The sequence below is a fragment of the Agromyces archimandritae genome (genome assembly GCF_018024495.1).
Classification (GTDB): domain Bacteria; phylum Actinomycetota; class Actinomycetes; order Actinomycetales; family Microbacteriaceae; genus Agromyces; species Agromyces archimandritae.
Genome location: NZ_CP071696.1, coordinates 2774233 through 2793648, shown reverse-complemented (window position 1 = coordinate 2793648; position 19416 = coordinate 2774233). Strand labels below are relative to the sequence as shown.

General features: G+C 72.3%; 18 protein-coding genes. 4 read left to right on the top strand and 14 right to left on the bottom strand.

The annotated features are described in order from the left end of the window. Window positions 1–25: 25 nt before the first annotated feature. The 6 genes from G127AT_RS12805 to hisS form a co-directional block, all read right to left on the bottom strand. Window positions 26–1369 (bottom strand): NAD(P)/FAD-dependent oxidoreductase, encoded by a 1344-nt coding sequence (locus G127AT_RS12805; RefSeq protein ID WP_210897480.1) that lies wholly within the window; start codon window positions 1367–1369, stop codon window positions 26–28. A 37-nt stretch (window positions 1370–1406) separates the two neighbouring features. Further along, window positions 1407–2732 carry a S8 family serine peptidase gene (locus G127AT_RS12800; protein WP_244857569.1) on the bottom strand — a complete coding sequence of 442 codons (1326 nt, stop codon included), beginning with the start codon at window positions 2730–2732 and terminating at the stop codon, window positions 1407–1409. Then, window positions 2729–3268 carry a DUF501 domain-containing protein gene (locus tag G127AT_RS12795; protein ID WP_210897478.1) on the bottom strand — a complete coding sequence of 180 codons (540 nt, stop codon included), beginning with the start codon at window positions 3266–3268 and terminating at the stop codon, window positions 2729–2731. The genes G127AT_RS12800 and G127AT_RS12795 overlap by 4 nt, the downstream gene beginning before the upstream one ends. Beyond that, window positions 3265–3756 carry an FtsB family cell division protein gene (locus tag G127AT_RS12790; protein WP_210897476.1) on the bottom strand — a complete coding sequence of 164 codons (492 nt, stop codon included), beginning with the start codon at window positions 3754–3756 and terminating at the stop codon, window positions 3265–3267. Before G127AT_RS12790 ends, G127AT_RS12795 begins: the two co-directional genes overlap by 4 nt. A 64-nt stretch (window positions 3757–3820) precedes the next feature. Beyond that, complete coding sequence (eno, locus tag G127AT_RS12785; RefSeq protein ID WP_210897474.1) at window positions 3821–5101, bottom strand: phosphopyruvate hydratase; 1281 nt, start codon at window positions 5099–5101, stop codon at window positions 3821–3823. A gap of 107 nt (window positions 5102–5208) precedes the next feature. Continuing rightward, complete coding sequence (gene hisS / locus G127AT_RS12780) at window positions 5209–6456, bottom strand: histidine--tRNA ligase (RefSeq protein ID WP_210897472.1); 1248 nt, start codon at window positions 6454–6456, stop codon at window positions 5209–5211. A gap of 116 nt (window positions 6457–6572) precedes the next feature. On the opposite strand from hisS, the gene G127AT_RS12775 reads away from it, so the two are divergent. Next, on the top strand, window positions 6573–7502 hold the full coding sequence (locus G127AT_RS12775) for an ABC transporter ATP-binding protein (protein WP_210897470.1): 930 nt from the start codon (window positions 6573–6575) through the stop codon (window positions 7500–7502). Further along, a complete protein-coding gene (locus G127AT_RS12770; RefSeq protein WP_244857568.1) occupies window positions 7499–8578 on the top strand; it encodes an ABC transporter permease in 1080 nt (359 codons plus the stop codon). Before G127AT_RS12775 ends, G127AT_RS12770 begins: the two co-directional genes overlap by 4 nt. Before the next feature lie 75 nt (window positions 8579–8653). Here the strand turns inward: G127AT_RS12770 and G127AT_RS12765 are convergent, their stop codons facing one another. Next, window positions 8654–9334 carry a nucleoside triphosphate pyrophosphohydrolase gene (locus G127AT_RS12765; protein WP_210897468.1) on the bottom strand — a complete coding sequence of 227 codons (681 nt, stop codon included), beginning with the start codon at window positions 9332–9334 and terminating at the stop codon, window positions 8654–8656. A 135-nt stretch (window positions 9335–9469) separates the two neighbouring features. Here G127AT_RS12765 and G127AT_RS12760 point away from each other — a divergent pair, with 135 nt between their 5' ends. Continuing rightward, window positions 9470–10675: a Na+/H+ antiporter NhaA gene (locus G127AT_RS12760; RefSeq protein ID WP_210897465.1), complete on the top strand. Its 1206-nt coding sequence runs from the start codon at window positions 9470–9472 to the stop codon at window positions 10673–10675. An 81-nt stretch (window positions 10676–10756) separates the two neighbouring features. Here the strand turns inward: G127AT_RS12760 and mfd are convergent, their stop codons facing one another. The 5 genes from mfd to G127AT_RS12735 all read right to left on the bottom strand — a co-directional run bounded on the left by mfd (window position 10757) and on the right by G127AT_RS12735 (window position 17095). Continuing rightward, window positions 10757–14443, bottom strand: a complete 3687-nt coding sequence (gene mfd / locus G127AT_RS12755; RefSeq protein ID WP_210897463.1) for a transcription-repair coupling factor — start codon at window positions 14441–14443, stop codon at window positions 10757–10759. Window positions 14444–14520: 77 nt separating this feature from the next. Then, a complete protein-coding gene (gene pth / locus G127AT_RS12750) occupies window positions 14521–15105 on the bottom strand; it encodes an aminoacyl-tRNA hydrolase (protein WP_210902125.1) in 585 nt (194 codons plus the stop codon). A gap of 114 nt (window positions 15106–15219) precedes the next feature. Further along, window positions 15220–15954 carry a hypothetical protein gene (locus G127AT_RS12745; protein ID WP_210897461.1) on the bottom strand — a complete coding sequence of 245 codons (735 nt, stop codon included), beginning with the start codon at window positions 15952–15954 and terminating at the stop codon, window positions 15220–15222. Next, window positions 15951–16511, bottom strand: coding sequence for a DUF6114 domain-containing protein (locus G127AT_RS12740; RefSeq protein ID WP_210897459.1), 561 nt, complete (start codon window positions 16509–16511; stop codon window positions 15951–15953). Before G127AT_RS12740 ends, G127AT_RS12745 begins: the two co-directional genes overlap by 4 nt. Next, window positions 16502–17095, bottom strand: coding sequence for a DUF6230 family protein (locus tag G127AT_RS12735; RefSeq protein WP_210897457.1), 594 nt, complete (start codon window positions 17093–17095; stop codon window positions 16502–16504). Before G127AT_RS12735 ends, G127AT_RS12740 begins: the two co-directional genes overlap by 10 nt. A 155-nt stretch (window positions 17096–17250) precedes the next feature. Here G127AT_RS12735 and G127AT_RS12730 point away from each other — a divergent pair, with 155 nt between their 5' ends. After that, complete coding sequence (locus G127AT_RS12730; protein ID WP_210897456.1) at window positions 17251–17883, top strand: TetR/AcrR family transcriptional regulator; 633 nt, start codon at window positions 17251–17253, stop codon at window positions 17881–17883. Window positions 17884–17979: 96 nt separating this feature from the next. Here G127AT_RS12730 and G127AT_RS12725 read toward each other — a convergent pair whose 3' ends face one another. Both G127AT_RS12725 and G127AT_RS12720 read right to left on the bottom strand, forming a co-directional pair. After that, window positions 17980–18621, bottom strand: coding sequence for a 50S ribosomal protein L25/general stress protein Ctc (locus G127AT_RS12725; RefSeq protein ID WP_210897454.1), 642 nt, complete (start codon window positions 18619–18621; stop codon window positions 17980–17982). Window positions 18622–18782: 161 nt separating this feature from the next. Continuing rightward, entirely contained in the window at window positions 18783–19322 is a 540-nt protein-coding gene (locus tag G127AT_RS12720) for a gluconokinase (protein WP_210897452.1), read from the bottom strand. Window positions 19323–19416: the final 94 nt, after the last annotated feature.

The window sequence follows — 19416 nt, the reverse complement described above, 5'->3', positions numbered from 1 at the left end:
GGGTCGACCGGCCTACGGCCGGGTGCTACTTGGCTTCGGCGTCGACCGGCGGCTTGGGCCGGGCGGCGAAGGTCTCGAACGCGACGCGGGGCGTCTGCACGGCCTCGAGCGAGACGATGTCGCGGCCGAGCCAGAAGTTGTTCCACCAGCCCCAGAACACGCGCCACTTGCGCTCCCAGCCCGGGATGGCCAGGCCGTGGTAGCCGCGGTGGGCGAACCAGGCGATGAGGCCCTTCATGGCGAACTTGCCCGACTGGAAGACGCCGATGCCGACGCCGAGGCCGGCGACGGCGCCCATGTTCTTGTGGATGTAGTCCTTCGGGGTCTCGCCGCGGAGCACGGCGACGAGGTTCTTCGCGAGCAGCTTGCCCTGACGCACGGCGTGCTGGGCGTTCGGCACGCAGAAGCCGCCGACGCCGCCACCGGTGAGGTCGGGCACGGCGGCGATGTCGCCGGCCGCCCACGCGTCCTCGACGATCGTGTCCTCGTCGCCGACGCGGAGGTCGGGGCGAACGGTGATACGGCCGCGCTGCTCGACGGGCAGGTCGCTGCCGCGCACGATCGCCGGGTTGGCCATGACGCCGGCCGTCCACACGATGAGGTCGGAGTCGAGGGTCTCGCCGGTCGAGAGCTCGAGGTGGCCGTCGACGGCGCTGGTCAGCTGCGTCTCGAGGTGGATCTCGGCACCGCGCTGGGCGAGGTTCTTGATGACCCAATGGCTCGTGGGCAGCGACACCTCGGGCATGATCCGCCCCATCGCCTCGATGAGGTGGAAGTGCGTGTCTTCGAAGGCGATCTGCGGGTAGCGCTTCAGCAGCGAGCTCGCGAAGGAGCGGAGCTCGGCGAAGACCTCGATGCCGGCGAAGCCGCCGCCGACGACCACGAAGGTCAGCAGCCGGTCGCGCTCGGGGCCGGCGGGCAGCTGGGCGGCCTTGTCGAAATTGGTGAGGACCTTGTCGCGGATCGCGACGGCCTCTTCGATCGTCTTCAGGCCGATCGCGTTCTCGGCGACGCCCGGGATCGGGAAGGTGCGCGAGACCGCACCGCCGGTGACCACGACGATGTCGTAGTCGAAGGCGTACGGCTCGCCGACCGGAGGCGTGATCGTCGCCGTCTTGGCGGCGTGGTCGATACCCGTGACCTTCGCCGTGATGACGGTCGTCTTCTTCAGATGGCGGCGCTGGGCGACGACCGAATGGCGCGGCTCGATGGACCCGGCGGCGACCTCGGGGAGGAACGGCTGGTAGGTCATGTACGGCAACGGGTCGACGACGGTGACCTCCGCCTCGCCGTCGCGCAGCCACTTCTCGAGCTTCCAGGCAGTGTAGAACCCTGCGTATCCGCCGCCGACGATCAGAATCCTGGGCACGGTTGAATTGTCTCCTTGGGTGAAAAACCTCTTGCGATCACTGGCGCTCGCTGCGCGCAGTCCGCCTGATGTGCCGAACGGCGCCGATGCCCAACAGCGCTGCAAGCGTACCAAACCCTGCGACGATCGAGAGCGGCAGGGTGATGTAGGCCAGAGTCCAGGGCGTCGGCCACAGCGTGAGCGTCGCCGTGTTCCTCGGAAGCGGCGGATCGGCGATCGGCACGACCTCCTCCTCCGGCTGCTCGGTGGCCTCGGGCTGCTCGATCTCCGCCCTGCGGTGGATGCGGATCCACTCCCCCAGGTCCCCGAGCGGATTCGCCTGGACGAAGTCGACCTGCTCGGTCAGCGCCGCCGGCGGGTCGATGATGCCGTAGCCGTAGAGCGGGCTCGGCACGTCATGGCCGCGCGGATCGGCGGTGGCGATGACGCGCTGGATGACGTTGTTCGCGTCGAGGTCGGGGTAGGCGGCGCGCACGAGCGCGACGAGCCCGGAGACGAGCGGGGTCGCCGCGCTCGTGCCGTCCCACTGCAGGTACTGCCCGTCGGGCTTCACGCCGACGAGCTTCTCGCTCGGAGCGGAGACACCGATCGTGATGCCCTGGGAGGAGGCGTCGAAGCTCGCGTTCTTGTCGCGGTCGACCCCGGCGACGGCCAGCACCCCCGGGATCGTCGCCGGCGCACCGACCTCGGTCGTGCCGCTGCCGCGGTTGCCGGCAGCCGCCACCACGACGACGTCGTTCGCGAAGGCGTAGCCGAAGGCGTCGTCCCAGCTTTCGGGCCAGGTCCGGGTGTTGCGTGTCAGCGACATGTTGATGACATCGGCCCCATGGTCGACCGCCCACCGCACCGCTTCGGCGATCTGATCGTCGGTCGAGACCGTCGAACCCGTGTCCTGGCCGAATGCGACCGAGATCGACAGGAGCTTGGCGGCCGGGGCGACGCCGATGACCCCGCTGCCCGGCGCCGACCCGCGGCCGGCGAGCAGGGATGCGACCATCGTGCCGTGTTCCGGCTGATCGCCCACCGGCGTCTGCCCGTCGGAGGAGCCGACGCCCGAGACATCGGTGCCGTCGACGACGACCCCGTCGAGCTCGGCGACGCTGCCGACGACGCCCGTATCGATGACGGCGACCGTCTGCCCCTCGCCGCGCGAGGAATTCCACGCCGTCGTGAAGCCGTACTCGCCGAGCCAGTACTCGTAGTCGCGCACGATGTCGGTGCCGACCCGGCCCGCCGCGGGAGCCGCCGCGACCGGCGCAGGGGCCGGCACGGCCGCCGCCGCCGCACCCGGCGCGAGCAACGCGGCGACCGCGACCGCGAACGCCGCCAGGCGCATCGCCGTCCGCCGCCGCCGGGCGGTCATCCCCGGGCTCCGCCCGCCGGCGCATCCACCCCGTAATCGGGGCAGCGGCACACCTCGGGGCTCCAGTCGGAGGCCTCGAGGGCGAGGTCGCCGACCGGGTTCACCCCGGGGCCGGCGGCGAGGGCGTGGCCGACGAGCGCGTGCAGGCATTTGACGCGCGTCGGCATCCCGCCGGCCGAAATACCCGCGATCTCCTCGACATGGCCGATCGACTCGCGGTCGGCCAGGTAGGACTCGTGCGCCCGCAGGTACGCCTCCGCGAACGCGGGATCGTCGGCCAGGCGCGCCGCATAGGCGGGCATGAGCTGCTCGGCCTCCAGCCGGCTCATGGCCGCCGTCGCCGCGGGGTGCGAGAGGTAGTAGAGGGTCGGGAACGGCGTGCCGTCGCCGAGGCGCGGCGCCGTGGCGACGACGGTCGGGGCGCCGCAGACGCAGCGCGCGGCGATGCCGAGCACGTTGCGGGCCGGCCGGCCGAGCTGGGCGGACACCACGGCGAGGTCCCGCTCGCTCGGCGGGTCGAAGGGGGGACGGGTCATTCGCGGTCTCCGGCGGCGGGGGCGGTGCCCGCGTCGGGTTCGGCACCGGGTTCGGGCGCGAGGCCGGCGACCATGACGGAGGAGAGCATCGTGCGCATCCAGTCGCCTTCGGTCTCGACGACCTCGGTCGAGACGGGATCGGCGGCGCCGGTCGCGGCGGCCGGGGCGCGGTCGTCGATCACGAGATAGCTCACCTCTCCGGGTTTGACGTAGTAGAGACGCTCGCGGGCCTGGGTCATGATGAACGTCGAATCGTTCCAGCGTTCCCGCTCGGCCGACAGCCGGGCGATCTCGGTCTTCTGGGCGCGCACCTCCGCATGGAGGTTCGCGATCTGCTGACGTTGCGTGACGAAGGCCGCCGTCGTCGGTGCGAGCACCACGACGGCGAGCACGAGCACGCCCATCATGATGATGGAGAAGGCTGAGAAACGGATGCCCCCGAGCCATCGGGATCCCGAGAATCGGGCGGGGGTGCGGATCTTCGCCATCATCCCTCCTCGCCGTCGGCGTGCCGGTCGGGAGCGGGTGCGGCGGCCGCCCCCGACCGGGCGATCACGCCGTGAACCGGGGGAAGGCCGCCCGGCCCGCGTATTCCGCGGCGTCGCCGAGCTCCTCCTCGATCCTCAGGAGCTGATTGTACTTCGCGACGCGCTCGCTGCGTGCGGGCGCGCCCGTCTTGATCTGACCGCAGTCGGTGGCCACGGCGAGGTCGGCGATCGTGGTGTCCTCGGTCTCGCCGGAGCGGTGCGAGAGGATCGCCGTGTACCCGGAGCGCTGCGCGAGCTGCACGGCGTCGAGGGTCTCGGTGAGGGTGCCGATCTGGTTGACCTTCACGAGGATCGAGTTCGCGGCGCCCTTGCGGATGCCGTCGGCCAGGCGTGCCGGATTGGTGACGAAGAGGTCGTCGCCGACGAGCTGGACCTTGCCGCCGATGGATGCCGTGAGCGCGGCCCATCCCTCCCAGTCGTCCTCGGCGAGCGGGTCTTCGATCGAGACGAGCGGGTAGGCGGCGAGGAGTTCCTCGTAGTAGGCGCTCATCTCTGCGGCGGTGCGCGACTGCCCCTCGAATCGGTACGCCCCGTCGCGGAAGAACTCGGTCGAGGCGACGTCGAGGCCGAGGGCGATGTCGCTGCCGAGCGTGAAGCCGGCGTGCTGGATCGCCTCGGCGATGAAGTCGAGCGCCTCGCGGTTGTGGGCGAAGTCGGGGGCGAAGCCGCCCTCGTCGCCGAGGCCGGTCGAGAGGCCCTTCGCCTTCAGCAGGCCCTTGAGCGCGTGGTAGGTCTCCACGCCCCAGCGCAGGCCCTCCGAGAAGGTCTCCGCACCGATCGGCAGGATCATGAACTCCTGGATGTCGACGCCGTTGTCGGCGTGCGCGCCTCCGTTGATGATGTTCATCATCGGCACCGGCAGGGTGTGCGCGTTCGGCCCGCCGAGGTAGCGGAAGAGGGGCAGGTCGGCCGAGTCGGCTGCGGCCTTGGCGGCGGCCAGGCTCACGCCGAGGATCGCGTTGGCGCCCAGCCGGCTCTTGTTCTCGGTGCCGTCGGCGTCGATGAGGGTGCGGTCGATGACGCGCTGGTCGCTCGCGTCGAGGTCTTCGACGGCGGGCCCGAGCTCGTCGAGCACGGCATCCACCGCCTTCAGCACGCCCTTGCCGCCGTAGCGCTTCGGGTCGCCGTCGCGCAGTTCGTACGCCTCGAACGCGCCGGTGGATGCGCCGGACGGCACCGCGGCGCGGGCCAGCGATCCGTCGTCGAGCAGCACCTCGACCTCGACGGTCGGGTTGCCGCGCGAATCGAGGATCTCGCGCGCGCCGACTGCTTCGATGAATGCCACAGTGAACTCCTCTGTGATGGTGGGTGGAGGACGGCCCCTCAACGGTCCGGGGCCAGTCTACTGAGACGCGCGCGGCCGCCCCGCCGCCGGAGGGACGGGCGTCCGGCTCACGCGAGCGGGCGGAACTCGAGCTCGCCGGCCCGCGTCGCGTCGCCCACGAAGGCGAACTCCGCGAAGCCGTCGGCGGCGACCCGGTCCAGCAGCGCCTTCGTGTTCTTCACGCGGCGCTCGAAACGCACCCGGACCCCGTCTGCGACGAGCTCCCGCTTCAGCGCGAGCAGGCCGGCCGGGTCGGCGCCGGCCTCGTGCACGAGCACGACGGAGCGGGCCGCACCGGCATCCGCCTCGGGCAGCAGGTCGACGATGCGCTCGAAGCCGATCGAGAAGCCGCATGCGGGCACCTCGCTGCCGAGGAAGCGGCCGATCATGCGGTCGTATCGCCCGCCGCCGCCGAGGGAATAGCCGAAGTCGGAGTGGGCGATCTCGAAGATGGTGCCCGTGTAGTACCCCATGCCGCGCACGAGCGTCGGGTCGAAGGCGATGGATGCCCCGGGCAGCGCATCCCGCAGAGCCGCGAGTTCGGCGAAGGCTGCCTCGTCGAGCCAGGCCGGCGCCGCCTGCCCGACCGACCAGTCGGCGGCGGCGAGCGCGGCGATCTCCTCGGCGAGGCCCGGCCGGTCGATGCCGAGGCCGGCGAGTTCGGCCGCGACGCCTTCGGCGCCGATCTTGTCGAGCTTGTCGATGGCGATGAGCGCACGCTCCCGGCCGCCGGCGGGCACCTGCCACGTCTCGAGCAGGCGGGTGAGGATGCGCCGGTCGTTGATGCGGATGACGCAGCCGCCGAGGCCGAGGGCGTCGAGGGTCGCGAGGGTCGCGGTGAGCAGTTCGAGTTCGGCGAGGCTCGTCGCGTCGCCGATGATGTCGATGTCGCACTGCACGAACTGCCGGTAGCGGCCCTTCTGGGGGCGCTCGGCGCGCCACACGGGCGCGATCTGGATCGAGCGGAACACGGGCGGCAGCGCGGCGCGGTGGGTGGCGTAGAAGCGCGCGAGCGGCACCGTGAGGTCGTAGCGGAGGCCGAGGTCGGCGAGGCTCAGGGCATCGCCGGAGGCTGCCGCCCGAGCGAGGTCGTCCGAGGTCAGGCCACGGCGCATGACGGCGAAGGCGAGCTTCTCGTTGTCGCCGCCGAGGCCGGCGTGCAGCCGGGAGGAGTCCTCCATGACCGGGGTCTCGATCTCGTCGAAACCGTGCACGCGGTAGACGTCGCGGATGACGCCGAGGGCGTGCTCGCGGCGGGCCTTCTCGGCGGGCAGGAAATCGCGCATGCCGCGCGGGGGCGTCACGGTCTGGGCCATGGCCCCATTCTTCCAGGTGCGTGCGGGTGCGGATGCCGTGGCGCGACGCGCCTGCGCTTCGCTACACTCGGCCGCAGCCGCTCGGCCCGCGGGGCCGACACCCGATGAGGAGGGCCATGCCCGATCCGATTCCCGCCGGCATCCGCGCCCAGCATCTCGCGCGATCCTTCGGCGATGTGCACGCCGTCCGCGATGCGAGCTTCGAGGTCGGGCCCGGCACCGTCGCCGGCCTCATCGGCCCGAACGGCTCCGGCAAGACCACGCTGCTGCTCATGCTCGCGACCCTCCTCGCCCCGGACGCCGGCAGCATCCGCATCGGCGGGCTCGATCCGGTCGCCGAACCCCGCGCGGTCCGCGAACGCATGGGGTGGATGCCGGACGCCCTCGGCGTCTGGCCGAGCCTCACGGTACGGGTCGCGCTCGAGATGAGCGGCCGCATGTACGGCCTCGGCCGCGCCCGGGCCGCCGAACGGGCCGCGGAGCTCATCCGCCTCGTCGACCTCGTGCCGCTCGCCGAGCAGCCGGCACGCGTGCTCTCCCGCGGGCAGAAGCAGCGCCTGAGCCTCGCCCGCGCGCTCGTGCACGACCCGGCCGTGCTGCTCCTGGACGAACCGGCCTCGGGCCTCGACCCCGCCGCCCGCGTCGCGCTCCGGGTGCTCGTGCGTCGCGTCGCCGCCGAGGGCAAGACCGTGCTCGTCTCCAGCCACGTGCTCGCCGAGCTCGAGGAGATGGCCGACACGGCCGTCTACCTCTCGGGCGGGGTGACGGCGGCGGCGGATGCCGTGGCGCGCGCGGCCCGGGCGAGCCGCGACTGGCGCATCCGCTCCCTCGATCCCGCCGCGCTCGCCGCCGCGCTGGAGGCGGCCGGGTACGGCGAGCACGCCCGCGTCGACCGCGGGGAGACGATCGTGCCCGTGACCGACGAGGCCGCGGCGGCGCAGCTGCTGGCCCATCTCACGGCGGCCGGAGTGCCGATCGTCGCCTACGGGCCGGCGGTCGGAGACCTGGAGCACGTCTTCCTCGACCTGAACGGAGAGCGCCCGTGATCGGGTTCTGGCGGGGCACCGGCCTCATCGTCGCGCTGGACCTGCGACAGCGCGTGCGCGGCGTCGCCTGGTACGTGCTGCTCGGCATCTTCGTGTTCCTGATCTTCCTCGTCGCCGTGCTGCTCACGATGGCCACGGACGCCTGGGAGGCCGGCGGCGGCGGGGTGTTCTCGACGATCGTCTTCTTCGTGCTGCTGCTCGGCACGCTCGTCTCGCCGGCGATGTCGGGCAACGCGATCAACGGCGACCGCGAGCAGGGCACCCTCGCGACGACGCAGGTGACGCTCGTGACGACCGGGCAGATCGTCGTCGGCAAGTGGATCGCGGCGTGGCTGACGGCCCTCGCCTTCCTGGCCGCCGCGGTGCCGTTCCTCGTCTACGGGCTCGTGCTCGGCGGGGTCTCGGGGTGGACGATCGCGCTGTCGATCTTCGTCACCGCGGTCGAGCTCGGCGTCGTCGCCGCGGTCGGCGTGGGGCTGTCGGGGGTGCTCGTGAAGCCGCTCTTCTCGGTGGTCGTCACCTATCTCGTGGTCGCGGCCTTGTCGATCGGCACCCTCATCGCCTTCGGCCTGGGCGGCACCGCCGTGCAGTCGACGGCGACGGTGACGCAGAAGATGGTCGACTGGTCGAAGCTCGACGCGAACGGCGAGGTTCCGGGCGGCGGACCCGTCCCCTGCCTGCCGACCGAGACGAACACGTACCAGGTGCCGCGCTACGACCTCGTCTGGGGTTTCCTCGCCGCAAACCCGTACGTCGTGGTGGCGGATGCCGCCGCCACCGATTTCACCGACGACGGCGAGCCCCGCGACCTCTTCGGATGGATCTCGGTCGCCGTGCGGCAGGCGCAGCAGCCGCCCGAACTCGATCAGGTCATCGACGCCTGCGCGACCTTCCGGAGCGGGGAGCCCGAGTCGTACGAGTCGCAGACGCCGAAGGAGATCTTCGACGCGGCCGTGCCGTCGTGGTTCGTCGGCCTCGGCATCCACGTGCTGCTCGGCGCCGGCGCGCTCTGGTGGGCCTGGGCCCGCACCCGGACGCCCGCCAAACGCCTGTCGGCCGGCAGCCGCATCGCCTGAAACCCTCCGCCGCCCGGAGCCGCCGCCTCCGCTCGGATCCGCGGTCTGTCGGCCGGCAGCCGCGTCGCCTGAGCCTCAGGCGTCGGCGCCGCTGCCCGCCGCCTCGGCGCGGCGCACCTCGCCCGCGAAGGCGCGGATCGCGCCGCGCAGGGCCCGCTCGGGGTCGAGGCCCTTCGCCCGGGCGGCCGCGACGATGCCGAAGAGCTCGGCGCCGAGCGCCTCCTCGTCGGCGGCATCGGCGGCCGGGCCCGTACCGGCATCCGGAGCCACGCCGAGCTTGCCGGCCTTGCCGATGACCTTGTCGGCGAGGGCGAGCGCCGGCATCCCGGCCGGCACACCGTCGAGCACGCTCGTGCGGTGCGGCTTCTCGGCCCGCTTCAGCTCCTCCCAGAACCCCATGACGTCCTCGGCGGTCTCGGCCTCGCGGTCGCCGAAGACGTGCGGGTGGCGGCCGATCATCTTCGCCGTCATGTGCCGGGCGACGTCGTCGATGTCGAAGCCCTCGCCCGGCGTATGCGCGGCGATGTCGGCGTGGAAGAGCACCTGGTAGAGCACATCGCCGAGCTCTTCGACGAGTTCGGCGCGGTCGCCCGACTCGATCGCCTCGACGAGTTCGTAGCACTCCTCGACGAGGTACCGCACGAGGGAGGCGTGGGTCTGCTCCGCATCCCACGGGCATCCGTCGGGCGCGCGCAGACGCTGGACGGTGTCGATCAGTTCGTCGAGTCCCGGATGCCGGGGGGCGGTCTCCGTCATCGCCCCAGCCTACGGCCGGGCGGCCGGCACGGCGGCCTGCTCGCAGCGCGTAGACTGACCCGCGGAGTGCCGGGAAGTCTGGTCGGCCGACGCGGATGCGTCGACGATGTTCCCGACCTCCCGAAAGGCTCCGGCATGCGACTGCTCCGTTCCGAGCGATTCTCCGCCCTCCTCCTGCTCCTGGCCGCCGTCCTCGGCCTCGTCCTCGCGAACACCGCGATCGGCCCCGGCCTCCTCGAGCTGAAGGGCGCGCACCTCGGCTGGGCGGCGATCGGCCTCGACCTCTCGATCGGGCACTGGGTGAGCGACGGGCTGTTGGCGATCTTCTTCTTCATCGTCGCCGTGGAGCTCCGCCGCGAACTCGTCGTCGGCGAGCTCGCGAGCCCCGCGAAGGCGCTGCTGCCGGCGATCGCGGCCGCCGGCGGCGTCATCACACCGGCCCTCGTCTACCTGCTGATCGCCGTGGTGCTGCCCGGTGGCACCGGCGGGGCGGGCCTCGAGGCCGGCTGGCCGATCCCGACCGCGACCGACATCGCCTTCGCGCTCGGCGTGCTCGGCCTGTTCGGCCGGTGGATCCCGGGCCGGGTCCGCGTGTTCCTCCTCGCGCTGGCCGTGCTGGACGACCTCGTCGGCATCCTCATCATCGCCTTCTTCTTCACCGACACCGTCGAACTGCCCTTCCTCGGGCTCGCGGCCGCGTGCGTGGCCGTGTTCGGGGTGCTGAGCCGCATGCTGAAGCCGCGTGCGGCGTGGATGCTGGCGCGTCGCCCGGCCTGGCCGATCGCGCTCGCCCTCGTGGTGCTCGGGGTGCTCGCCTGGTACTTCGTGCTGCGCTCGGGGGTGCACGCGACGATCGCCGGCGTGCTGCTCGGCCTCGTCATCGCCCGCAGCCCGGGCGCGCACGCCGAGCACCGCCTCGAACCCTTCTCGAACGGCATCGTGCTGCCGCTGTTCGCGTTCTCGGCCGCGGCGGTCGCGATCCCCGCCGTCGCCCCCGCCGAGCTCTCCCCCGCGTTCTGGGCGATCGTCGTCGCGCTGCCGGTCGGCAAGATCGTCGGCATCACCCTGTTCGGCACCGTCGGCGGGCTGATCGCCGCGAGGCGCTCGGGTCCGAGTGCGAGGATCCCGACGGTCGACGTGATCGTCGTCGGCGTGCTCGGCGGCATCGGCTTCACCGTCGCGCTGCTCATGAACGAGCTCGCCTTCGGGCGCAGCCACGCGGTCGCCGATCAGGGCACGCTCGCGGTGCTCCTCGGCTCGGGCATCGCGATGCTCGCCTCGGCCTTCGCGGTCACCGCCCGCTCCCGCCACTACGCGCGCACCCTCGCCCGCCGCGGCTGAGCCCGCCGCGCCTGACCGGCCGGCCGCGCCTGATCAGCCCGCCGCGGCTGAACAGCCTGCCGGGCCGGAGCCCGCCCGGCCTCAGGCGCCGGCCGCCTCCGCGCCGGCCGCCGCCGCATCCGCGGCCGGCTCGGGCGGCGGGAAGATCGCCGTCAGGAGCTTGCCGACCCAGGCGAGCAGTTCGGCATCGCCGGCCGCCTCGGGCATCGGCACGAGGATGACGTCGTTCTGCGCGAACACCTTCGCCCCCGGGTAGAGGCGTTCGAGCCGCACGCGCTTGGAGTCGGGCAGCTTCGCGGGCGCGATCCGCAGCTTCGATCCGGTCGCGACGAGGTCGCTGAGGCCGGCCAGCTGCGCCTGCCGCCGGAGGCGCGAAACGGCGATGAGCCGCTGCACCGCCTCGGGCGCTTCGCCGTACCGGTCGGCGAGCTCGTCGGCGACCTCGCCGATCTGCCCGTCGCCGGCCGCCGGACCGCTCGCCGCCGAAAGCTTCTGGTACGCCTCGAGCCGCAGGCGCTCGGAGTCGATGTACTCCTCGGGGATGTGCGCATCCACCGGCAGCTCGAGGCGCAGCTCGGTCTGGCCTTCGGCGACGTCCCCGCGGAACGCCGAGACGGCCTCGCCGATCATCCTGAGGTACAGGTCGAAGCCGACGCCGGCGATGTGCCCGGCCTGCTCGGCGCCGAGCAGATTGCCCGCCCCGCGGATCTCGAGATCCTTCAGGGCGATCTGCATGCCGCCGCCGAGCTCGTTGTTGGCGGCGATCGTCTCGAGCCGGTCGGCGGCCGTCTCGGTCAGCGGCTTCGCACCGTCCCACAGGAAGTAGGCGTAAGCGCGCTCGCGCCCGCGACCGACGCGCCCGCGTAGCTGGTGCAGCTGGCTGAGCCCGTACTTATCGGCGCGGTCGATGATGATCGTGTTCGCGTTGGCGATGTCGAGGCCGGTCTCGATGATCGTGGTCGAGACGAGCACGTCGAACTTGCGCTCCCAGAAGTCGACGACGATCTGCTCGAGCACCGACTCGGGCAGCTGCCCATGGGCGACGGCGATGCGCGCTTCGGGCACGAGCTCGGCCAGTTGCGCGGCGACCCGGTTGATCGACGACACCCGGTTGTGGACGAAGAACACCTGGCCTTCGCGGATGAGTTCGCGGCGGATCGCGGCGGCGACCTGCCGCTCCGAGTACTGGCCGACGTAGCTGAGGATCGGGTGGCGGTCTTCGGGCGGGGTCGCAAGCGTCGACATCTCGCGGATGCCGGTGACGGCCATCTCCAGGGTGCGCGGGATGGGGGTGGCGCTCATCGCGAGGATGTCGACGTTGGTCTTCAGCTTCTTCAGCTGATCCTTGTGCTCGACGCCGAATCGCTGCTCCTCGTCGACGATGAGGAGGCCGAGGTCCTTGAAGCGCACCTTCTCGGTGAGGATGCGGTGGGTGCCGATGACCATGTCGACGGATCCGTCGGCCAGGCCCGCGAGCGCCTCGCGCGCCTCCTTGTCGCTCTGGAAGCGGCTGAGGGCCCGCAGTTGCACGGGGAAGCCGGCGAAGCGTTCGCCGAAGGTCTCCATGTGCTGTTTGACGAGCAGGGTCGTCGGCACGAGCATCGCGACCTGCTTGCCCTCCTGGATCGCCTTGAAGGCGGCGCGCACGGCGACCTCGGTCTTGCCGAAGCCGACGTCGCCGGCCAGCAGCCGGTCCATCGGGATCGGCCGCTCCATATCGGCCTTGACCTCGTCGATGGTCTGCAGCTGGTCGGGGGTCTCGGCGTACGGGAAGGCCTCTTCGAGCTCTCGCTGCCAGGGGGTGTCGGGGCCGAAGGCGTGGCCTTTGGCGGCCATGCGCGCCGAGTAGAGCTTCACGAGCTCGACGGCGATATCGCGCACGGCCTTGCGGGCCCGGCCCTTGGCCTGCGCCCAGTCGCTGCCGCCCATCTTCGAAAGCGCCGGCGCCTCGCCGCCGACGTAGCGGCTCAGGAGGTCGAGCTGGTCGGTCGGCACGTAGAGGCGATCGCCGGGCTGGCCGCGCTTGGAGGGCGCGTATTCGAGCACGAGGTATTCGCGCACGGCCTTGGGCTGCTGCTGGATGCCGGCGGTGCGGCTGGGCCCCTTGGGTCGCGTGCCGGTGGCGACCTCGCGCTGCACCATCTCGACGAAGCGGCCGATGCCGTGGGTCTGGTGCACGACGAAGTCGCCGGGCTTCAGCTGCAGCGGGTCGACGACGTTGCGGCGGCGGGTCGCGAGCTTCTTGGCCTGCCGGTTCTCATAGCCGGCGGTCCGCCCGTAGAACTCGGATTCCGACAGCAGGCCGAGGCGGGCCTCGGGCACCTCGAAGCCTCGGGCGGCGGATGCCTGCACGAGGTAGGCGACGCCCGCCTCGGGCTCGGCGGGCATCTCGTCCACGATGCGCCCCGCGAGTTCGTGCTCGGCGAGCACATCGCGGGCACGCTCGACGAGGCCGACCCCCGCACTGGCGATCACGAGGCTCCAGCCCTCGCGGAGGCGCGCGCCGACGTGCGCGACCGCCCCTTCGAGGTTGCCCTGGAAGCTCGGCATGGCGTCGGCGGCGACGCGGACGTAGGCCTCGCCGGGGCCCTGCGCGGCCGCTGCTGCGGCGGCATCCTGCAGTTCCTCGAGCGCGTCGCCCTGGTCGAATGCGCTGAAGGTCCACCACACGCGCCCCGGGTCGGCCTCGCCCGGTGCGCTGTAGAGGGCGGCCTCGCGCAGTTCGCGGAGGGTGAGGAAGTCGCCGGCGGCGAGGTCGATGGGGGTTTCCGCTCCGGCGGTCGCGGCGACCCAGGCGGCGGCGAGGAACTCCCGGTTCGTCTCGGCGAGGCTCACCGCCCGGCTCTCGACGCGCTCGGGGGCGAGGACGGCGACGGCGGCGCCGGCCGGCAGGTAGTGCGTGATCGGTACGAGGCGTTCGAGCAGGGCCGGCGCGAGCGATTCCATGCCCTCGGCCGGGATGCCCTCGGCGATCTTCTCGAGGAGGCCCGCGATGCTCGGGAACTCGTGCACCATCTCGCGGGCGCGCTGCCGCACCGAGGGGGTGAGCAGCAGCTCACGGCTCGGGGCGAGGCGGACGTACTCGACGGGCTCCGGCAGCGAGCGCTGGTCGGCGACCGAGAATGCGCGCACCTCCTCGACCTCGTCGCCGAAGAACTCGACGCGGAGCGGGTGGTCGGCGGTCGGCGGGAACACGTCGAGGATGCCGCCGCGCACCGCGAACTCGCCGCGCCGGGCCACCATGTCCACGCGCGCATAGGCGAGGTCGACGAGCCGGCGGGCGATCTCGGCGAGGTCGTGCCCGCGCTCCCCGGCTCGCAGCACGATCGGCTCGATCTCGGCGAGGTTGTCGGCGAGGGGCTGCAGGGCGGCGCGCACCGAGGCGACGACGACGAGCGGGTGGGTCTCGGCCCGGTCGGCGTACTCCCTGAGGCGTCTGAGGGCGTGCAGGCGCCGCCCGACGGTCTCGGCCGAGGGGCTCAGCCGTTCGTGCGGCAGCGTCTCCCACGCCGGGAACTCGAGGAGTTCCACCTCACCGAGGTAGGGCTCGAGGGACTGCCCGAAGGCCTCGCCCTCACGGCTCGTCGCGGTCACGACGAGGGCGACGGGCGGCCGGCCCGCGTCTCTGCGCCGTTCGATGAGGCCGGCGACGAGGGGGGCGTCGAGCCCGACGGGGGCGGAGAATTCGGCGCTGCGGCCGGCATGCGCGAGCGCGCCGTCGACCGTGGAGGCGCGCGAAAGCGCCGTGAGCAAGCCGTGAAGAGTCACCGCAGAAGTCTACGCGGCACCCCCGACACGGCCCCTGGCCACGAGCTCCCGTTCGCAGGTGCAGCCTCGCGCACGGTTCACGCCGGCGAGTGGAAGCGCTGCTGCGCGGCGGTGAGCCCGTCTGCGACGACGGCCTCCACGGCATCCGCCGCATCGCCGATGAGCACGGGCAACGAGGCCCGTTCGGCCGTGCCGAAGGGCTTCAGCACGAAATCCGCCGCGTCCTGCCGCCCGGGCGGGCGGCCGATGCCGACGCGCACGCGCGTGAACTCGGGCGAGCCGAGCGCCTGGGCGATGTCGCGGATGCCGTTGTGGCCGCCGTGGCCGCCGCCGCGTTTCAGCTTGATCGCGTCGAAGGGGATGTCGAGTTCGTCGTGCAGCACGATGATGCGCTCGGGCGGCACCGAATAGAACTTCGCGAGCGCTGAGACGGGCCCGCCGGAGGTGTTCATGTAGCTGTTGGGTTTGGCGACGACGAGCTTCGGCCCGCCGGGGGCGAGGAAGCCTTCGGCCACGCGCGAGGGCGTCTTGTGCCGCTTGAACGCGGCGCCGATGCGGGCGGCGAGTTCGTCGGCGACCATCTGGCCGACGTTGTGCCGGGTGGCCGCGTAGCGGTCGCCGGGGTTGCCGAGGCCGACGACGAGCCAGGTGTTCTCGGCCATCGCCGGGTCCTTCCGTCCGTGCGTGCGGCGGAACCAGGCCATGCCGTGCTCCGTTCGCGAGTGGATGCCGGGCCGGGGCCGGCCCCGATCAAGGGTACCGGCCCCGGCTGCGGCCTACTCGAACGTCGCCTGGTGGGAATCGTCGTACCGGATGGTGTCCGAGGTCATCCCGAGCAGCGGCAGCGAGATCGTCAGCAGCCCGGCGAGCGACTCGGGCGTCGGTTCGCTCAGCGTGTCGATGACCCGCTTCGCCCCGTTCTCGAGGATGCCCGTGATCGAGGGCGAGTAGATCACGACGTTGCCCTCGACGGTGAGCGTCGTCGCCGTGTTCCGCAGGCCGCCGTCGCCCGAGGGCACGTCGAGGGTGAAGTCGCCGACGACGACCTTGTCGGCCTCGATGCGCAGGGCTCGCTCGGTCGTGCCGTCGATGAGCGGCACGGTCACGATCGAGATGCCGCTGAGCCCCTCGATCCAGATCGACCCGCCCGACATCTGCGCGGGCTCGGTCGTGAAGGCCTGCCCGGAGGTGTCGGTCGGCGCCGGTGGCGGAGTCGCCGGCGCGGCCGGATCGGCCGGCTTCGACGGATCGGCCGGGTCGGCCGGTGCGGCCGTCTCGCCCGGGGCGGGCGTCTCGGTCGGAGCCGGCGTCTCGCCGGGATCCGGCTCGGGCGCCTCCTCGCATTCCTCCATGCCGAACAGGCGCCCCCACCACGGATCGATGGGGCAGTCGCCGACGGTTTCGGCGCGCACCGCGCCTGCGGCCGGCCCCGCCGCCTGGGCGGGGCCGGCGATGCCGACGAGGAGCGCGGCCAGGCCCACCCCGGCGATGACCGGTCGTGCGGCCCTCATGCGCTCGTCCGTTCCGCGTCGGCCTCGGGCACGAGGTGCAGGGCGACCGGCTCCTCCGCCTCGGCTGCCGTCTCGCCGGCCGACTCCGCGTCGCGGCGGGCACGGCGCCCGCGGCGGGCGGTGCCCCCGGGCATCCACGACACGATGACGACGCCGCCGACGCAGCCGAGGACGAACCCGACGAAGAAGCCGCCGAGGTTCACCGACACGAGCGAATACACCGAGGCCACGAGCGCGATCACCCCGTAGAAGATGTGCTGCTTGGGCATCAGCATCGCCAGCAGCCCCGTCAGCGAGACGATCGCCGGCAGCAGGGTCGCCTGCATGCCCTCGACGCCGACCTGCACGTGCATATTGCCGAGGTCGAGCTGGCTCGAGAAGAACAGCGCGACTCCGGCGACGATCGTGATCAGCCCCCCAACCGAGGGCCTGCTGCGCATCCACCGCCCGAAGGCGCCGGGCTCGTGCCCGGCCCTGTCGCGCCCGGCCGCCTCGTTCGCCTCCTCTTCGCCGGCCGCCGCCTCGTCCGCCGGGCGCGGCCGACGGCTCAGAAGCACTCGTCCCCGTCCGTCAGCTGCAGGTGCAGGCCGTTCAAGGTGAAGACGCCGGCGTGCGTGGACCATGCGGTCTGGCGGAGGCCGGCGATGCTGATCGAGTCGGAGTCCTGCGCGAAGCCGCCCGCCTCGCCCTTGGCGGGGGTGTTGACGGTGGATGCGTCGACGCCGATGCGGATGTTGCCGAACTCCGCGTCGCCCTGCAGGTCGGTCAGGCCGATCTGCAGATCGGTCGCGGTCGCGGGATTGCCGTCGCCGCCGGCGTGGATCAGCAGCCCCACCGTGCCGAGCGGGGTCTCGGTCACGACCGACTGGCAGAGCTCGGCGAGGGAGGCGGAGCCGATGTTCGAGATCGCGACGGGATGCGGGGTGCCGTCCTCCTCGCTGGCCACGCCCGCGTACTGCGAGAACCCGGTGCCCTCCAGCTGGGCGGCCGAGATCTTGAACTGGCTGCCCGAGACGGCGAACGAGACGGGGACCTGGCCGTTGGCGACACCCGCCAGCACCAGGCTCGCGGCGACGCCGACCGGCACCGCGGCGAGGGCGACGCGGCCTGCGCGCGAGCCCGTGAGAGACGAGAGCTTCATGGATCCTCCTCGATGCAAAGAAGCGATGCGCCGCTCGCGCGGCGACACGGCGACGACGTCGGCGTCGTCACCCGAACGAGGGTAGACGGATTATTGACCGGCCGTCAATAACCGATCCGCGCCGGCTCCGCGCCGGTCGCCGATACCCTCGAAGCATGCCTGCTCCACGAGCCGCCGCCTCGGGACGACGCGCACGACTCACCCCCGAAGAACGCCGCGCCCAGCTCGTCGCCCTCGGCGTCGCAGCCCTGGCCGAACACCCCCTCGGCGAGATCAGCCTCGAGGCCCTCGCCGCCGATGCCGGGGTCTCCCGCGGCCTCGTGTTCCACTACTTCGGCTCGAAGCAGGGCCTCAGCCGCGAACTCGTCCGCACCGCCCGCGACAGCATGCTGCGGGCCACCGAGCCGCGGCCCGAACTGGAGCCCCTCCCCCGCCTGCACGACACCCTCGAGCGCACCGTCGGCTTCGTGCGCGACCACGGCGGCACCTTCTTCTCGCTCGTGCGCGGCACCGCCAGCGGCGACCCCGAGATCCGCGCCGTCGTCGAACAGGCCCGGGTGCTGCAGACCGACCGCGTCACCGCGCTCTTCGTCGACCGGGGCATCGAGGTCTCCGAATCTCTGAGGTTCGGCCTGCGCGCCTGGATCGCCTTCGTCGAGCAGATGCTCGTGGATGCCGTGCACGGCGCCGGGCGGCCCGCACCCGAGATCGTCGCGCTGCTGGAAGGCACGCTCGCCGGCATCGTCCGCGAGATCGAGCCTGAGGCGGCCGCCGCCTTGTTCGGGTAGCCGGGCATCCACTCGCGGACCCCACCCGAACCTCCGGGAACGACGACGGGCCCGGGGCGCTCTCGCGCACCCGGGCCCGTGTGGGAACCTGCGGACTTACTCCGCCGACTCGCCTTCGGCTTCGGCGGTCTCGCCCTCGGCGACCTCCCCGCCCTCGGCCTCTTCGCCCTCGACCTCGGGCTCTTCGCCCAGGTCGACCTTCTGCGGCACGTGGACGTTCACGACGAGCGTCTCAGGGTCGGTGAGGAGCGCGGCACCGCGGGGCAGCGTGACCTCCTGCGCGAGGATCTGAGTGCCCTCTTCGAGGCCCTCGACGTCGACGACGACCGACTCGGGGATGTGCGTGGCCTCGACCTCGAGCAGCAGCGACTTGGCGTCGAGGTCGGCGATGGTGCCGGAGAAGGGCTCGCCCTGCACGTGCACGGGAACCTCGACCTGGACCTTCTCGCCGCGCTTGACGACGATGAGGTCGAGGTGCTCGATGATCTGGTGCACCGGGTCCTTCTGCACGTCCTTCACGAGGGCGAGCTGGCTCTTGCCGGAGATCTGCACGTCGAGCACGGCGTTCGCCTTGCGGAGCAGGAGGCCGGTCTCGTGGGCGGGCAGCGTGAGGTGCACCGGCTCGGTGCCGTGGCCGTAGAGCACGGCGGGGATCTTGCCGGCGGCGCGGATCTTGCGGGCCGCGCCCTTGCCGAACACGTCGCGGGGTTCTGCGACGATCTTGTTGTCTTCGTCCATGGTGGTCTCCTTCGGGCCTTCACGCCCTGTCGATCGGGGTTGTCTTCAACTCGAACGCGCGGCACTTGATGAGCGCTGGTGCGTGAGGAAACGCCGTGAAGCCGTTTGCCACCGCGTCGATCACGGACGACGGGCTCTCGCCCGACATCCCTCGCCGAAGTTCAATCGCCCAGCCTACCAGGCTCGCCTTCGGCCAGGCGCTCGAGGATCCCATCGACGATCTCGCCCGGCGGCGGCCCGATCGTCACGTCGAACCCGGCCTCATCGGCCTCGAGCGGTTCGAGCGTGGCGAGCTGCCCGTCGAGCAGGCGCGCGGGCATGAACTCGTGGTCGCGGCCCGCGAGCCGCTGCCGCAGCAGCGACCGCGTGCCGGCCGGATGCACGAACACCGCATCCGGCACCGCTTCGCGCACCCGGTCGCGATACCGGCGGCGGAGCGCCGAGCAGGCGAGCACCACGGGCGGCGGGGCCGCCGCGAAGGCCGCCGCCACGGCATCCAGCCACGGCCGCCGATCGTCGTCGTCGAGCGGCATGCCCGAGGCCATCTTGCGTCGGTTCGCCTCGGGATGCAGATCATCGGCGTCGATGAACACGGCGCCGAGACGCTCGGCCAGCAGCCGCCCGAGCGTCGACTTGCCGGAGCCCTGCACCCCCATCACGACGAGGCGCTGCGGGGTCGACGGCTGCGGGGCGGGATCCATGCCGCAAGCGTACGCGGCAGCGCGACGTGCCGACCGCGAGGCGCCGCCCCCGCCCGGGGCGCACCTCACCGCCACTCCCCGCAACAGTGAGGTG

Excerpts from the sequence above, each read along its gene's own strand:
- G127AT_RS12760 (WP_210897465.1), top strand. The coding sequence starts at position 9,470 with ATGCGACTGCTCCGTTCCGAGCGATTCTCCGCCCTCCTCCTGCTCCTG.
- G127AT_RS12800 (WP_244857569.1), bottom strand. The coding sequence starts at position 2,732 with ATGACCGCCCGGCGGCGGCGGACGGCGATGCGCCTGGCGGCGTTCGCG.
- G127AT_RS12730 (WP_210897456.1), top strand. The coding sequence starts at position 17,251 with ATGCCTGCTCCACGAGCCGCCGCCTCGGGACGACGCGCACGACTCACC.
- G127AT_RS12745 (WP_210897461.1), bottom strand. The coding sequence starts at position 15,954 with ATGAGGGCCGCACGACCGGTCATCGCCGGGGTGGGCCTGGCCGCGCTC.
- G127AT_RS12795 (WP_210897478.1), bottom strand. The coding sequence starts at position 3,268 with ATGACCCGTCCCCCCTTCGACCCGCCGAGCGAGCGGGACCTCGCCGTG.
- G127AT_RS12765 (WP_210897468.1), bottom strand. The coding sequence starts at position 9,334 with ATGACGGAGACCGCCCCCCGGCATCCGGGACTCGACGAACTGATCGAC.
- pth (WP_210902125.1), bottom strand. The coding sequence starts at position 15,105 with ATGGCCGAGAACACCTGGCTCGTCGTCGGCCTCGGCAACCCCGGCGAC.
- G127AT_RS12735 (WP_210897457.1), bottom strand. The coding sequence starts at position 17,095 with ATGAAGCTCTCGTCTCTCACGGGCTCGCGCGCAGGCCGCGTCGCCCTC.
- G127AT_RS12725 (WP_210897454.1), bottom strand. The coding sequence starts at position 18,621 with ATGGACGAAGACAACAAGATCGTCGCAGAACCCCGCGACGTGTTCGGC.
- hisS (WP_210897472.1), bottom strand. The coding sequence starts at position 6,456 with ATGGCCCAGACCGTGACGCCCCCGCGCGGCATGCGCGATTTCCTGCCC.
- G127AT_RS12790 (WP_210897476.1), bottom strand. The coding sequence starts at position 3,756 with ATGGCGAAGATCCGCACCCCCGCCCGATTCTCGGGATCCCGATGGCTC.
- G127AT_RS12775 (WP_210897470.1), top strand. The coding sequence starts at position 6,573 with ATGCCCGATCCGATTCCCGCCGGCATCCGCGCCCAGCATCTCGCGCGA.
- G127AT_RS12720 (WP_210897452.1), bottom strand. The coding sequence starts at position 19,322 with ATGGATCCCGCCCCGCAGCCGTCGACCCCGCAGCGCCTCGTCGTGATG.